Genomic DNA, 15,512 nt, shown 5'->3' with positions numbered 1-15,512 from the left:
GTCCGGCCATGATGTCCCCCATCGGTGCGCATACCGATTGGTTCTAGCCCATGATCTCGACAATGCGCAAAATCAAAGTTCTGCAGGGTCTATTTCAAGCCTTTGACGAAAGCCGGCGAAAATTCGCCTTCACTGCGCGGCTTGCCGGCTTCAGCGCGGCGCTGATCGACCGTTCTGCCGCGACGCCGTTGAACAGCGACGGCGTGCGACCGGAAAGGAGTTCTGGCCAGAACCGCGACGCCGACTGCAGGAACGACATTTGCGCCGCGAACGCGCCCTCGGCGATTGCCGCGGTCTTCTCGTTCACCGCACGCACGGTTTCGGTGCCCCAGGGCTGGCTGCTGCCGGCGTCCATCGCCATCAACGGCAGACGCATCATCGCCACCATCGGCGCCAGCATCAGGTCGGCGCCGATGCTGGCTGCTTCCTGCGCGCGTCGGCTCTTGCCGGCTTTTCTCATGGAAATGAGCCCCCTATCGCAGCCGGATCGGCCGCTGCCTCACACACTACGCGCGGAGGATGAAGTTTGTTCCCCATCGAGGCAGTATGTTTCCCGAGGCCGGGCGTTCCCTGAAGAAACGCCCGGTCGGGGTTCGGCTTACCGCTTGCGCAGATCTGCCTGTGCCAGGTCCAGCGCTTTGCCGATACGCTCGCAGGCCATGTCGATCGTGTCGCGGGTCCAGATCAGCGGCGGCGACAGGATCATCGTGTCACCGGTGGCGCGCAGCATCATGCCGTTGGCAATCGCGTGATCACGCACCGTCACCGCGGCACTTCCCGACGGCAGGAACCGTTCCTTGGTCGCCTTGTCCTTGACGATCTCGATCGCCCCCATCAGGCCGATCGAACGCACCTCGCCGACCAGATCATGCCCGGCAATGCGCTCCTGCAAGGCCTTGGCGAAATAAGGTCCGGTGTCGTTCCTGACACGGTCGACCAAGCCTTCCTGCTCGATGATCTCGAGGTTCTTCAAGGCCACGGCGCAGGCCACCGGATGCCCGGAATAGGTGTAGCCGTGGTTGAACTCGCCGCCCTTGTCGACCAGCGTCGAGGTGATGCGGTCGCCGACCAGCAGTGCCGACAGCGGCTGGTAGCCCGAGGTCAACGCCTTGGCCGTGGTGATGGTATCGGGCTCGATGCCGAAGGTCTGCGCCGCGAACCATTCGCCCGTGCGGCCATAGCCGGTGATGACCTCGTCGAGCATCAAAAGCACATCGTACTTGCGGCAGATGCGCTGCACTTCCGGCCAGTAGCTCGCCGGCGGGATCTTGACGCCGCCCGCGCCCATCACCGGCTCGCCGATGAAAGCCGCGACCTTGTCGGCGCCGGCCTCGAGGATGGCGTCCTCGACCGATTTGGCCGCGCGCAGGCCGAAATCATGGTCGCTCTCGCCCGGCAGCGCCAGCTCATAGGCATAGGGCATCATCACATGGACGATGTTGGGCACGGCGCCATTGAGCTGCTTGTGCATGGCGTCCATGCCGCCGAGCGACGTGCCGGCGATGGTCGAGCCGTGATAGGCCATCTTGCGCGAGATGATGCGGTTCTTCTCCGGCTTGCCCTCGATCACCCAGTAGTGGCGGACAAGACGCAAGGCGGTGTCGTTGGCCTCCGAGCCAGAGGAGCCGTAGAACACCTGATTGACGTTCTTCGGCGCGATCTCGGCCAGCTTCTTGGACAACAGCACCGGCGTCGGCGTCGAGCATTTAAAGAAGGAATTGTAGTAAGGCAGTTCCTTCATCTGCGCATAGGCGGCCTCGGCCAGTTCGTCGCGGCCATAGCCGATGTTGACGCACCACAGGCCGGCCATGCCGTCGAGCAGCTCCGCCCCTTCGGAATCGTAGATGAACGGGCCATTGGCGTGGGTGATGATGCGCGAACCCGCCTCGCGCAATTCCTTGTGGTCGGTGAAGGGATGGAGATGATGCGCGGCGTCGATCTGCTGAAGCTGCTTCAGCGAATAATTCTGATAGGTCATGTGTGATTCTTTCCTCTGGATTCAGTCCGGCTGGCGCCGGGGCGAATGCATCAGAGGCTGGCAGGCGGCGAATAACCGATGCGGGCGCACAGCCGCAAAAGCTCCGCGCGCAGCGTGCGCGGTGACGGTGTCACCGCGACCCCGAACGTGCAGACAAAGGTCATAGCAGGAGCCATGGCGGGCACCTTAGAGCAAAGGCTGGCCGAGGTGAACCACCCTTTGCTTGGCCCATGAACAAATGACTCTAGGCCTTGGCGGTCAACGCCCGCTGCAGGAAGACATATTTCATCGCCGTCTGCGCCGCCTGCGGCCGGCGGTCGCCACGCCCGCCATGCCCGCCTTCCGTCTCCTCGAAAAACAGCGTCTCGGCATGGCCGGCCTCCTGCAGCCGGGCGGCCATCTTGCGGGCATGGCCGGGATGGACGCGGTCATCGGCTGTCGAGGTGGTCAACAGCACCGGCGGATAGGCAGCATTAGCCTGGACGTGCTGGTAGGGCGAATAGGCGGACAGCCATTTTGCATCTTCCGGCTTCGACGGATCGCCATATTCGGCCATCCATGAGGCGCCGGGCGGCAATTCGGTGTAGCGCAGCATGTCGAGCAGCGGCACCTCGATGATGACGGCGCCGAACAGTTCCGGGTGTTGCGTCAAGGAAACGCCGGTCAGCAGGCCGCCATTCGAGCCGCCCTGGATGCCGAGCGAGCTGGCCGTCGCGATGCCGCGCCTGACGACGTCTTCGGCCACGGCGGCGAAATCGTCAAAACCGTTCTGGCGATTGCCTTTCAGCGCCGCCTGATGCCAGGCCGGCCCGAACTCGCCACCGCCGCGGATGCAGGCCTGCACATAGGCGTTGCCCTTCTCCAGCCACAGCCTGCCGCGCACGCCGGCATAGCCGGGCAAGAGCGGCACTTCGAAGCCGCCATAGCCGTAGAGCAGCGTCGGCACCGGCCCCTTCTGGTCGCGCCGCCTGACGACGAAGTACGGGATCATCGTGCCGTCCTTCGAGCGCGCCTCGAACTGTTCCGAGATCAGCGGCGCGGCATCGAACCGCGCCGGCTGCGACTTCACCGTCTCCAGCGTCTCACCATCATCATCCGACCAGATGATCGAACTCGGCGTCAGGAAATCGGTGAAGGAGAAGGACACGCTGGAGCCGAAATGCTCGGCATGGCTGATGCCGACAGTGCCGTTCTCGGGCAGCGCGACGGGCTTAAGCGACCAGGCGCCGCCCTTGCGCTCGCAGACGAGCACCTTGCCGCGCACATTGTCCATCAGGCTGACGAACAGCCGGTCCTGTGTGTGGGCAATGCCGGCGATCGAGACGCGATAGGCCGGCGCCAGCAGGGTCTCGATGGCGCCGAAACTGCCGGTTTCGATCCAGTGCGCGAAATCGAGCGAGTAAAGCCCGTCCGGCTGGCAGGCGGTACCGTCCGGCGCCGTCCACGGTGTACGCACCCCGAACACCAGCTGATCCTTGAAAAGCGATGTGTCGGTGGCGTCGTCGGGCAGCGGAATGCGCCGGTTTTCACCAGACGGCAGATGCAAGAAGCTGTGCGATGCGAAGAAATCGATCGCCCGCGCCAGAAACACGTGACGCTTGTCGCCGTCGAACTCGACGCCGGCTCCGGCGGCGAGATCCTCGGTCTTTGCCTCGAAGATCGGCATCGCCTCTTCCAGCTTGGTGCCGCGCTTCCACAACTTGATCACGCGCGGGTAGCCGGATTCGGTCTTATCAGCGTCCTCGAAGGCCGCCGAGACGATGACGGTGTCCTTGTCCAGCCAACTGAAGCCCGACTTCGAGGCTCGCGCGTGATATCCGCCTTCTACGAATGATTTGGTTTCGATGTCGAATTCGCGCATCTCGCTGGCATCGCCGCCATCCGGCGACATCGACAGCAGGCAACGGCTGAAGTCCGGATAGAGGCGGCTGGCGCCGCTGAACACCCATTTTATGCCCTCCTTCGCCGCAAGCTGGTCGAAGTCGATGATCGTTTCCCAGACCGGCTTCTCGGTCTTGTAGGACGCGACCGTCGTGCGGCGCCACAGGCCGAGCGCATTGGTCTTGTCCTGCCAGAAATTATAGACATGGCCGGCGATTGCCGCGCCGACGGCTATGTTGTCCTCGGCCGTCATCAGGTCGAGCGCCGTCTCGAACGACGCCTGATAGGACGGATCGCCCTGCAATTCGCCTGTCGTGATCTCGTTCTGGCCATGCACCCAGTCGAGCGACTGCTTGGCGGTCCTGTCCTCCAGCCAGAGAAAGGGATCTTCGATGCTGGCTTCTGGCTTGGTGATGGGCTTGGTCATGGAATCTCCGATAGTTTCGGCACGCAACATCGACATGCCGCAGCCGGTATTCAAGAGTTGCGGCATCTCAACAGTGGATTCAGGCCTTCCCGCGACCAGCGACACTCGCCACCGCCAGCACCAGGCATAGCAGGCCAAGCGTGATCGGCAGGCCTCTTGCGCCAAGTATGTCCATGGCGGTGCCAGCCAACGGCGGCACGGCAATGCCGCCGACGCCCCACATCAGCGAGAAGGCGGCGTTGCCGGCGACAAGCGTCGAGCCGCTGAAACGCTCGCCAAGCTCGATGATCGACGTCGTGTAGATGCCGTAGGAAACCGCGCCCCAGACAAAGATCATCGGCCAGATCAGCGGCGTTTCGATGAGAAGCGGCAGCAGCATGCATCCGAGCACGGTCAGGCAAACACAGGCAAGCCGCACCAGGCGTGCGGTCAGCCTCTCCGCCAGCAGGCCGAGCGGCACCTGCATGGCAATGTTGCCGGCGATCATCATCGACAGCAGCGCCGACATACGGACTTCAGCGATGCCGTGATGGGTGCCATAGACCGGCAGCAGGGCCAGCGCCCCTTGTTCGAAACCCGCGGCCACGATGACCGCGAACAGAAGCAGCCACGCCATCGGCACGAAGCCAAGGACGGAAACCTGGTGACCGGCTTCGTCGACCTTCGGCAGGCGTGGCAGCACCGAGGCCAGGCAGATGCCGCACAGCACGAAGGCACAAATGCCGACGAGGAAGGGCGGCCACCCCTGCGTGCCGACCGCAAGCAGGCAGAGCGGACCAGCAGCAAAGCCGGCCGAGATGATCGTCGAATAGACGCCCATGATGCGCCCGCGCCGCGCCGGCGGCGCCAGCGCGATCACCCAGATTTCGCTCAAGACATAGAGCGGATTGGTCACCACGCCGATCAGGAAGCGCAGGGGAAACCAGAGATAGACATTCTGCGTCCAGCCGATCAGCGCCAGCACGACAGCCGAGAGCGCGGCACAAATGAGCGCCGTGCGCCCTGCCCCGAACCGCCGCGCCAGCCCTGGGATGAGCGGCGACGAGACGATGAAGCCGATCGGCGTCATCGCCGCCGACAGGCCGATCAGCGCCGGCGAGACGCCCTGGCGCTGCAGAATGAAGCTCAGCAGCGGGTAGGACAGTCCCTGCGCGATGGCGAACACCGAGACGGTCGCGATCACGCCGGTGATCGCTGCCCATTGCATTGCTTCGCCAGTTTCCGAATCCGCCACGGCCATGGTCTTACCGTTGGAGTGAGGCAGGATAAGCGGTCCGGCCAAACAGCGGTAAGCTCCGCCGGCGAAAAGCGCTTGCTCCAGCCAGGTCCATGTCAGGAGACCCGGCGTCGGGCGGAGCGGTACAGAGCGAAGGCGACCAGAACCGCGTCGAGACCGGCGATCACCAAGGGCAGGCCCAGCGGGCCGATGCCTTGCATCAGCAGCCCGGCGCCGGGCGGACCGACAATGCCGCCAACACCCCACAGCAAGGCGAAGGCCGCATTGCCGGTGACGAGCAGCGTGCCCTTGAAGCGGCTGCCGAGTTCGACCAGCGCCATCGTGTAGACGCCGTAACCGACAGCGCCCATCACCAGCAGCACGCCCCAGATCAGCGGTGAGGTGATCAGCAGCGGCAGCAGTGCCGCGCAAACCGTTGTCGCCACCGCGCAGGCCACGATCATCGGGCGGCCGCCGAACCGCTCGGCCAGCAGGCCAAGTGGGATCTGCAGCAGGATGTTGCCGAGCGACAGCGCCATCACCAGTGCGGCGAGCACGGCTTCCGGCAGGCCATAGCCGGCGCCGAAGACCGGGACCAGCGCATAGGTGCTTTGCTGGACGGCGGCCGACACCAGCACGGCCAGCAGCAGCGCCGGCGCCAGCCGGGCAAAACCGACAAAGCTGCCGGCCGGCTGACCGTCATCCTCGAAGCCGGTAAGTTTTGACGAGACAAGACGCAGGATGACGGCGCAAAGCAAGAAGCCGCCGACACCGACGCTGAACGGCGCCCAGCCCGATGTGCCGACGAACGTCAAGGTGAAGGGTCCGGCGGCATAGCCGGCGCCCATCAGCGTGTTGAACACGCCCATCACCCGGCCGCGCCGCGACGGCGGTGCCAGCGACAGCGCCCACACCTCGCCAAGGATATAGAGAGGGTTGATGACCACGCCGATGATGAAGCGGATGACGTACCAGGCCACCCAGTTCTGCAGATAGCCGATGCCGAGGAAGCACAGCGCGCCGATCAGCGAGCAGCCGACCGCCAGGTTGCGCGCGCCGACCAGCCGCACCGCCGCCGGCACGAACGAGGCCGACAGGATCAGCCCGAGCGGCATCATCGCCGCCGACAGTCCGATCAGCCCGGGCGACAGGCCTTGCTTCTGCATCAGAAGCGTGAACAGCGGCGAGCTCAGCCCTTGCGCGGCGCCGAACATGGCAAGTGCCGCGGTGACGCCGGCGAGCGCTGCCCACTGCGTTCCCGCTTCGCCTTCGGCGGCGTTGGTTGCGACCATACAGCTCTCTTCGCCCGGACACTTGCCAGCCCATTTGCCGGCCATCAGGCCGGCGAGCCCCAGCTATCGGTTCATTGCCGGAAAAGGAAGGTCCAGGCGCGGAAATCCAATTGTCCGGGATCGTCCGGCGGCCTCTCTTCATCGGATCGGCTCTTGACGACTACGTCAACAACTTTGCGTAGCCGGCATCAACGATCATAGTGAGATGTCTTTGATAGTCCGCGTATTCGATATCGCCCTCAAGAATACGCCCCAATTTCGGATTTCCAACGCCCGGCCAAGGCAACAGCGCGATCGGCGCCGCAACAGGGGTAAGATTGCTGCCCGCGCCGACGGCCAGCGTCGCCAGCAGTCCGTAGATCTCACCACGGATATGAGGACGGTTCAGGATGGCGACACGCATCTGTCCCTGATCGTTGGTGTAGAGATAGATTTGCCCGGACCTGTTGGGAATGGAGACCACGCCCTTTTGCGAAAACGGCGCGTCCAGGCGATCCATTTCGCGAAACGCCAGACACTCTTGATCCCCGTCCCAATAGATTTGCGTGCGATAAGCATAGATGGCGCCGGCAAGCTCAAAGGAAGGCCGCAGCGTCAGATAATCTCCCTCCAGCCACGCAACGCCGGCTTTGGCATATCCACCCAGATCCGGCCTCGACGAAGAGACCTTGGGCACCTGAACGCGTAGCGAAATGCCCAAGGCGGTTTCCAGCCGAACGACGCTCGCGATGGTGAAAGGACGGCTTCCGTTCAGTGCCTTTTCAAGGGTCGAAATGCTGATTTTGGCGCTATCGGCCAGCGTCTGACGAGACATGCGACGGCGGGCTAATTCCTCCCGAACGCGCTCCGCCATCGCTACGTTCTCTGAAGGTTCGATATCTGGCCTCATATTGCACCGGACAAATCCGCACAACGGCATACATCGCGCGACCGCCGATGCCAATCAAGGCCAAACAAAACGCTACGCCGGCTGGCGTCAGGAAGCGCATCGTTCGTACGGGTTACGAGCGAGGATGCAATGACCGTTTCCACCGTCTTCAAGCAATCGGCGATTGCCGGCGCCTGCATGCTTTTCACCGCCGGCACAGCGTTCGCATGGCCGCAGATGACGGGTGACACACGGCGCTCGGAGTGTGTCGAGGCTCTGGCGATGGCCTCGGCGCAATTCAGGTCCGACACGTTCAGCATGAGGGCGCCCTTGCCCATCGCGGCCGCTGCCATGTCCCGGTTGGTGCTCAGCATCGGCGAAGAGCATATCGAGGCTGGCAACGCCCAGATCGCCGACCCCGAAGTGTTCGACAAAATCGCTTATCCGGGCGACCCGAACACGCTGCGCAATCTGTATTGGCAAGTCACGCCACAGAATGGGAAGCGACTGATCGTGGCGGAGAGCGCAGTTGGCTGGCGCGGCGACTGGTACAGCTATTATCTGGTCGACCCTTCGCTTCCCGTTGAAACGTTCTTGGTCGATCCCCAGCAGGCACAAACACATGGTCTGCGGCCCGTCATCCAAGAGGTTTGGCGCCCGCTGCAACTGTTGCAGAATTCGGCGTCGGGCCAACTGTGGGCAATCGACCAAAATCAGGAAGGAAGCTGGGACGTATACATTCTGGACGAAGCCGGGATGTCCCCCCGCTGTCACATCGCCTTCATGCCTGCGTTGACCCGAGCGGTGCTGCTGGTTCCCAAACCGGTGCAACGCTTGGCAACCCTGCTTGCCGAGGCGCTGGGGCCGGGAAAAGATGAAGGCACGCTTCAGCCGACCGCGCGTATAGCATATGAGGTGGAGCAAGCTTGGGCCAACGCCGCCATACGTCCGTGGGCGTTGAAACGCGAACTCTACAACTCACGTGCCGAAGTTGATGACGGACTGAAGAAATGGGCGATGCAGGGTCCAGCTTACCGCAAGGCCTATCGCGTCCTACGCAGGCAGTATCCGAAAGCAGTGTCGTCCCTAACGTCCTACTACCGCTCAACTTTTCACGTTTCGTCGCGCGCGACGCGGGCAATGGCGATACATTCATTGGACTATGTATACCGCAGCTACTTTGTCTTTCATCGCGAGCCGTCCGTCACCATCCTCGGTTGGAACTGAGGACCGACACCCAAACTCAAGAGCGCGAGATCAATCAACCGGTCATTTGAGACTCTCGCAAAGCTGCCGTTCCGGCATGTCGCTTCCCTCGCCCTAGTGGTCGCCGCCTCCGCAATGGCCGGCGGGCCGCCGGTCCATTATGCCGCCCGCTGTTCGCATCGTACGAGGACCATCATGACCGCCGCCCTACACCCCCTAGAACCGGCTTTGGCGCCCGACCGTGCCCGCCGTGGCGGCCGCGCCGGAAAGCGCGCCGGAGGCTCGGCCGCGTTCGAGCAGCCGGCTTTCCGCCAGCTTAGAAACCCGCTCACGCCGACCAAGCTGGTCTCGGATGACGAGCTGGAATCGATCCACCTCGCCTCCTTGCGGGTGCTCAGGGAGATCGGCGTCGACGTCCTGCACGACGAAGCCCGCCGCATCATGAAGGCACATGGCGCCGATGTGCGCGAAGGCTCGGAGCGGGTGCGCTTCGACAGCGACATGATCCTCGATCTGATCTCGAACTGCCCGTCGGAATTCACGCTGCATGCCCGCAACCCTGCGCACAACGTCCGCTTCGGCGGCAACAATGTGATCCTGTCGATGATGGCGTCGGCGCCGAACTGCTCCGACATCGATCGCGGCCGTCGGCCCGGCAACCAGGCGGACTACCGCAACTTCCTGCGCCTGGCGCAGATGCACAACATCCTGAACTGCACAGGTGGCTATCCGGTCGAGCCGACCGATATCCATCCGTCGGTCCGCCACCTCGAATGCATCCGCGACCTCGCCACGCTGACCGACAAGGTGTTCCACATCTATTCGCTCGGCAAGGAGCGCAATGTCGACGGCATCGAGATCGCCAGGATCGCGCGCGGCATCAGCCACGAGCAACTGCTCGAGGAGCCGTCCGTCTTCACCATCATCAACACCAATTCGCCGCTCAAGCTCGACGTACCGATGATGGAAGGCATCATCCAGATGTCGAGCAAGGGCCAGGTCGTTGTCGTCACGCCCTTCACTTTGTCGGGCGCCATGGCGCCGGTCACCATCGCCGGCGCGCTGGTGCAGCAGAATGCCGAGGCGCTGTCCGGCATCGCCTTCGCCCAGATGGTGCGCAAGGGTGCGCCTGTCGGCTATGGCGGCTTCACCTCCAATGTCGACATGAAGTCCGGCTCACCGGCCTTCGGCACGCCCGAATATATGAAGGCGCAGCTCGTCGGCGGCCAGCTTGCCCGCCGGTACAACATCCCCTACCGCACCTCCAATACCTGCGCCGCCAACACGGTCGACGCCCAGGCGGCCTATGAGAGCGTGTTCTCGCTGTGGGGCGCCATACAAGGGGGCGGCAATCTGATGATGCACGGCGCCGGTTGGCTCGAAGGCGGCCTGCGCTGCTCCTACGAAAAGACCATTCTCGACATCGACCTGTTGCAGATGGTGGCCGAATTCCTGACCCCGCTCGATTTGTCCGAAGAGGCGCTCGGCTTCGACGCCATCCAGTCGGTCGGCCCCGGCGGCCATTTCTTCGGCACCCAACACACGCAGGACCGCTACAAGACCGCCTTCTACTCGCCGATCCTTTCCGACTGGCGCAATTTCGAGACCTGGGCGGAAGCCGGTTCGCCGACGGCGCTGGAAAAGGCCAACAAGGTCTGGAAAGAGCGGCTGGCGTCCTATGACGAGCCCTACATGGACCCGGCGATCCGCGAGGAGCTCAACGATTTCGTCCAGAAGCGCACGGCCGAAGGCGGCGCGCCGACCGATTTCTGATCGTGCCTGGCGTGCGTCGTCACGCCAGCGACTGAACCTCTGATTCAATTTACGCAAAAACGGACCTATCTTCATGAAATCCCACGTAAAAGCGGTTGTCATCGGCGGTGGCGTCGTCGGCTGCTCGGTGCTTTATCACCTGGCCAAGGCCGGCTGGACCGACATCATGCTGATCGAGCGTTCGGAGCTGACCTCCGGCTCGTCCTGGCACGCGGCGGGCGGCTTCCACACGCTGAACGGCGATCCCAATGTCGCCAAGCTGCAGGCCTACACCGTGCAGCTCTACAAGGAGATCGAGGAAATCTCGGGCCAGTCCTGCTCGCTGCATCTGACCGGCGGCGTCATGATGGCCGATACGCCGGAACGTATGGACTTCCTGCGCCTTGCCCATGCCAAGGGCCGCTATCTCGGCATGGACACCGAGCTGATCACGCCGTCCGAAGCCAAGGCGATGTTCCCGCTGATGGACGAGAAGAACTTCGTCGGCGCCATGTGGGATCCGGTCGAGGGCCATCTTGATCCTTCGGGCACGACCATCGCCTACTCCAAGGCAGCCAAGAAACTCGGCGCCGAGATCGTGCTGCGCAACCGCGTCGTCGATCTCACGCAGCAGCCGGACGGCACCTGGAACGTCGTCACCGAGCAGGGCACTGTCCATGCCGAGCATGTCGTCAATTGCGGCGGCCTGTGGGCGCGCGAGATCGGCCGCATGGTCGGCGTCGAACTGCCGGTGCTGGCCATGGAGCACATGTATCTCCTCACCGAGCCGATGCCGGAGGTCGAGGAGTTCAACAAGTCGACCGGCCGCGAGATGATCGGCGTGCTCGACTTCAAGGGCGAGATCTACACCCGCCAGGAGCGCAACGGCATCCTGCTCGGCACCTATGAGAAGGCCTGCAAGCCCTGGTCGCCGGTCAACACGCCCTGGGATTTCGGCCACGAACTGCTGCCGCCGGATCTCGACCGCATCGCGCCGTCGCTGGAAATCGGCTTCAAGCATTTCCCTGGCATCGAGAAGGCCGGCATCAAGCAGATCATCAACGGCCCCTTCACCTTCGCGCTCGACGGCAACCCGCTTGTCGGCCCGGTGCAGGGCCTGACCAATTTCTGGTGCGCCTGCGCCGTCATGGCCGGCTTCAGCCAGGGTGGTGGCGTTGGCCTGGCACTGTCCAACTGGATGGTGCATGGCGATCCGGGCTTCGACGTCTGGGGCATGGACGTTGCCCGCTTCGGCGAATGGGCCGGTCTGCGCTACACCAACGCCAAGGTGCGCGAAAACTATTCGCGCCGCTTCTCGATCCGCTTCCCCAATGAGGAACTGCCGGCCGCCCGCCCGGCGCAGACAACGCCACTTTACGACACGATGCTCGCCAACAACGCGGTCATGGGCGACAGCTGGGGTCTGGAAACCCCGCTGTGGTTCGCGCCGAAGGGCAAGGAACCGAAAGACATCGTCTCGTTCCACCGCTCCAACGATTTCGGCCCGATTGGCGAGGAAGTGCGCGCCACGCGCGAGCGCGTCGGCGTCACCGAGATCGCCAACTTCGCCAAATACGAGGTGTCGGGACCGGGCGCGGAAGAATTCCTCAACCGGCTGATGACCAACCGCATGCCGAAGACCGGCCGCATCGTGCTCACCCCGATGATCAACGAATTCGGCAAGCTGATCGGCGACTTCACCATCGCCAAGGCCGGCGAAGACCGCTTCATGATCTGGGGTTCGTCCGCCGCGCAGAAATACCATATGCGCTGGTTCGAAAAGCATTTGCCGAAGGATGGCTCGGTGCGCATTCACCGCTTCGACCAGACGCTGGTCGGCCTGTCGATCGCCGGACCCAAGTCGCGAGACCTCTTGCAGAAGCTGGTCGATGTCGACATCTCGACCAAAGCCTTCCGCTTCATGGATTTCCGCGAAATGGCCGTCGGCGGCGCGCCCTGCATGGTCAACCGCATCACCTACACCGGCGATCTCGGCTATGAGATCTGGATGGCGCCGGCCTACCAGCGCCTGGTCTACAAGGCGATCAAGGATGCCGGCGAGGAGTTTGGTCTCGTCGATTTCGGCATGCGCGCTCTGCTGTCGATGCGTCTCGAAAAGAACTTCCCGACCTGGTTCCGCGAGCTGCGGCCGATCTACGGGCCGTTCGAAGGCTCGATGGACCGCTTCATCAAGCTCGAGAAGAACGACTTCATCGGCCGCGAGGCCGCCGCCAAGGAACAGGCGGAAGGGCCGAAGCTGCGCCGCGTCTCCTTCATCGTCGATGCGGCCGATGCCGACGTCATGGGCGACGAGCCGATCTGGGCCAAGGTCAGCAAGGATTACGGCACGGTGGAAAAGCCGCATGGCTATGGCGCGCCGCGCTTTGACGACAAGGGCAAGGAAGTGCGTGGTTCCAAGGCTGCCGAAGGCGCGTCCGCCGTGCGCGGCATCGTCGACGGCGACTGGCGCGTGGTCGGCTGGGTGACCTCGGGCGGCTATGCCCACTATGTCCAGAAGTCGATGGCGCAGGGCTACGTTCCGGCAGCACTTGCCGAGGACGAAAGCGCCGGCCTGTTCGAGATCGAGATCCTCGGCCACCGTCGCCCGGCGCGCATCAATGTCGAGGCGCCGTTCGACCCGAGCGGCGAGAAGATGCGGACCTGAGGGTCGACCATGGACAGCGCGGCGCCAAAAGGCGGATTCGGCCGCCATCGCAAGATCATGCCGTTCGAGCCGGGCTCGATCGAGGAATTGCGCGAAGGCTCCCGCCAAAAGGCGGCTTCGCTCAACCAGCATGTGCTGGGCTATGGCGCCCAGGCTGAGGCGGAATGGGCGGCGGCAGGCATTGCCGCCCCCGATCTTCCGGCGATGCGCAAATACCGGCTGGAGCGCATCCGCGCCGAGTTGAAGCGGCGCGGCTATGCCGGTGCCCTGCTCTACGACCCCGTCAATATCCGCTATGCGACCGACAGCACCAACATGCAGCTGTGGGTCGCGCACAACCCGACGCGGCATTGTTTCGTCGCCACCGACGGGCCGGTGGTGCTGTTCGACTATTTCTCCTGCGAGCATCTGTCCGACCATTCCGGCGTCGTCGACGAGGTACGGCCGGCGGTGTCGTGGATGTATCTCTATGGCGGCGAGTTGACGGAGCAAAAGGTCCGCCGCTGGGCAGCCGGCATTGCCGATCTGGTGAGAGAGCATGGCGGCGGCAACAGTCGCATCGCTGTCGACCATCTCAACCCGGAAGGCGTCGAGGAACTGGCGCGGCTTGGTATCTCCATCGGCAATGGCGAGGCGGTGATGGAGAATGCGCGGCTGATCAAATCGCCGGACGAGATCCTCGCCATGCGCCGCGCCATCATCGCTTGTGAGGCAGCGATGGGCGAGATGGAACAGGCGCTGAAGCCCGGCATTTCCGAGAACGAATTGTGGGCCGAACTGCATCGCGGCAACATTGCGCGCGGCGGGGAATGGATCGAGACGCGGCTGCTGGCGTCAGGTCCGCGCAGCAATCCGTGGTTCCAGGAATGCTCGTCGCGCGTGATCGAGGCCGGCGACCTCGTTGCCTTCGACACCGACCTGGTCGGTCCCTACGGCTTCTGCGCCGACCTTTCGCGCACCTGGCTTTGCGGCGAAACCAAGCCGACCAACGAACAGCGCGACCTGTTCCGCATTGCCGCCGACCAGATAGAGCACAACACGCATTTGATGCAGCCCGGCATCTCCTTCCGCGACCTTGTCGATCGCTCGGCCGTGCCGCCGGGAGACTGCTTCCCGACCCGCTACGGCGTGCTCTATCACGGCGTCGGCCTGGCCGACGAATACCCGACCTTGCCGCATGCCAGCGACTGGACGCTGGATACGCCGGACGGCGTGCTCGAAGCAGGGATGGTGCTGTGCGTGGAAAGCTATATAGGCAGGCTTGGCGGGCACGAAGGCGTCAAGATCGAGGAGCAGATCCTGATCACCGAGACCGGCAACGAGCAGCTTTCAACCTACCCGTTGGATGCGAGGTTGCTCGGCTAAACCGGCAAGGGCTTCGCGCATTGCCCGGATTGTTTTTTCGGGCGTCGTCCTGGCGGTGATGAATGGCAGGCCCTTGCGGCGTGCCGTCCAGCCGATGACCACCACTTTGCTTGCCGCTGGTTCGAAACGCTGCGCCAGCGCCCAGCTTTCGCAATCGATGGCGGCGATGTCAGCCCTGCCCTCGGCAACAGCAACGATCGAGCCGCGATGGCCGCCGCTTGCGCTGCGCGAGGAAAAGATATCGAGGCTTTCGCCGGCTGCCTGCAGGTCGCGCGTCAGCCCGATAATGCCCGACATCGAATCGAGGCTGTTGAAGGTGAAGCGCTTGCTGCGCATCAGGTCGAGCGGCAGCAAGGCCTTGCCGTCCGCGGGCGATCGCGCCTCCGGCCCCTCGCCCGTCCGCATCACCAGCGCGCTGGAATAGAGCTCGCCCTGTCCGCCCTCATAGGCGTCATAGCTTGGCTGGCCGACCACTTGCACATGGCTCGACAGGCCGAGCTCCATCGGCCCCCAGCAGGTCTGTGCAAACAGCAGCGCCGGGTGCAGCCAGAGCTGGTGGTAATCGAGTTCGTCCGGCGGCAATGTCGCCGGGTCCGGCGCGATCAAGGCTCCCTCGGCATCATGGATGCCGCCCGGCACCGGCGGCAGATCGCCATTGCGGCGCACGATGGTCTGCGGCGCATCGATGCCCTTTTGCCGGAAGGCATCGCGCAGCAGCACCCATTGCGCGTCGACCTCGCCGCGCACTTCGGGCCAGTCATACATTGGCAACGCCGCAATCGATTCAATCATGCCGATATCAAATCATCACATCTGGAAAAAGGATCGCAAAAACGCGGCGTCCAATCAGAATTGGCCGACA

12 protein-coding genes are annotated in these 15,512 nt (G+C 63.6%); 4 read left to right on the top strand and 8 right to left on the bottom strand.

Annotation, left to right across the window (positions count from 1 at the left end):
* Positions 1–94: 94 nt before the first annotated feature.
* From JN279_RS20115 to JN279_RS20085, 7 genes are all read right to left on the bottom strand, one after another.
* Positions 95–460: a hypothetical protein gene (locus JN279_RS20115; RefSeq protein WP_096446960.1), complete on the bottom strand. Its 366-nt coding sequence runs from the start codon at positions 458–460 to the stop codon at positions 95–97.
* A 138-nt stretch (positions 461–598) separates the two neighbouring features.
* Positions 599–1,978, bottom strand: a complete 1,380-nt coding sequence (locus JN279_RS20110) for an aspartate aminotransferase family protein (protein WP_096446962.1) — start codon at positions 1,976–1,978, stop codon at positions 599–601.
* 50 nt (positions 1,979–2,028) lie between these two features.
* Positions 2,029–2,154 carry a capsid protein gene (locus tag JN279_RS20105; protein WP_081293941.1) on the bottom strand — a complete coding sequence of 42 codons (126 nt, stop codon included), beginning with the start codon at positions 2,152–2,154 and terminating at the stop codon, positions 2,029–2,031.
* Positions 2,155–2,222: 68 nt separating this feature from the next.
* Positions 2,223–4,286: a prolyl oligopeptidase family serine peptidase gene (locus tag JN279_RS20100; RefSeq protein ID WP_096457437.1), complete on the bottom strand. Its 2,064-nt coding sequence runs from the start codon at positions 4,284–4,286 to the stop codon at positions 2,223–2,225.
* Positions 4,287–4,365: 79 nt separating this feature from the next.
* Complete coding sequence (locus tag JN279_RS20095; RefSeq protein ID WP_096446964.1) at positions 4,366–5,526, bottom strand: MFS transporter; 1,161 nt, start codon at positions 5,524–5,526, stop codon at positions 4,366–4,368.
* A gap of 92 nt (positions 5,527–5,618) precedes the next feature.
* Complete coding sequence (locus tag JN279_RS20090; RefSeq protein WP_096446966.1) at positions 5,619–6,794, bottom strand: MFS transporter; 1,176 nt, start codon at positions 6,792–6,794, stop codon at positions 5,619–5,621.
* Between the two features lie 160 nt (positions 6,795–6,954).
* Entirely contained in the window at positions 6,955–7,647 is a 693-nt protein-coding gene (locus JN279_RS20085) for a helix-turn-helix domain-containing protein (protein ID WP_244734044.1), read from the bottom strand.
* A 165-nt stretch (positions 7,648–7,812) separates the two neighbouring features.
* Between JN279_RS20085 and JN279_RS20080 the strand changes: the two genes are divergently transcribed.
* From JN279_RS20080 to JN279_RS20065, 4 genes are all read left to right on the top strand, one after another.
* Positions 7,813–8,889, top strand: coding sequence for a hypothetical protein (locus JN279_RS20080; RefSeq protein WP_202350066.1), 1,077 nt, complete (start codon positions 7,813–7,815; stop codon positions 8,887–8,889).
* Positions 8,890–9,063: 174 nt separating this feature from the next.
* Entirely contained in the window at positions 9,064–10,641 is a 1,578-nt protein-coding gene (locus JN279_RS20075) for a trimethylamine methyltransferase family protein (protein WP_202350065.1), read from the top strand.
* A gap of 73 nt (positions 10,642–10,714) precedes the next feature.
* A complete protein-coding gene (locus JN279_RS20070; RefSeq protein ID WP_202350064.1) occupies positions 10,715–13,285 on the top strand; it encodes a GcvT family protein in 2,571 nt (856 codons plus the stop codon).
* Positions 13,286–13,294: 9 nt separating this feature from the next.
* On the top strand, positions 13,295–14,650 hold the full coding sequence (locus JN279_RS20065; RefSeq protein ID WP_202350063.1) for a M24 family metallopeptidase: 1,356 nt from the start codon (positions 13,295–13,297) through the stop codon (positions 14,648–14,650).
* Here the strand turns inward: JN279_RS20065 and JN279_RS20060 are convergent.
* Entirely contained in the window at positions 14,615–15,442 is an 828-nt protein-coding gene (locus tag JN279_RS20060; RefSeq protein WP_202350062.1) for a phosphate/phosphite/phosphonate ABC transporter substrate-binding protein, read from the bottom strand. The genes JN279_RS20065 and JN279_RS20060 overlap by 36 nt on opposite strands.
* Positions 15,443–15,512: the final 70 nt, after the last annotated feature.

The sequence above is a fragment of the Mesorhizobium sp. 113-1-2 genome, from assembly GCF_016756475.1.
Classification (GTDB): domain Bacteria; phylum Pseudomonadota; class Alphaproteobacteria; order Rhizobiales; family Rhizobiaceae; genus Mesorhizobium; species Mesorhizobium loti_C.
Note: the sequence above shows the minus strand (reverse complement) of the source record. Positions and strands in the feature narration are given on the sequence as shown.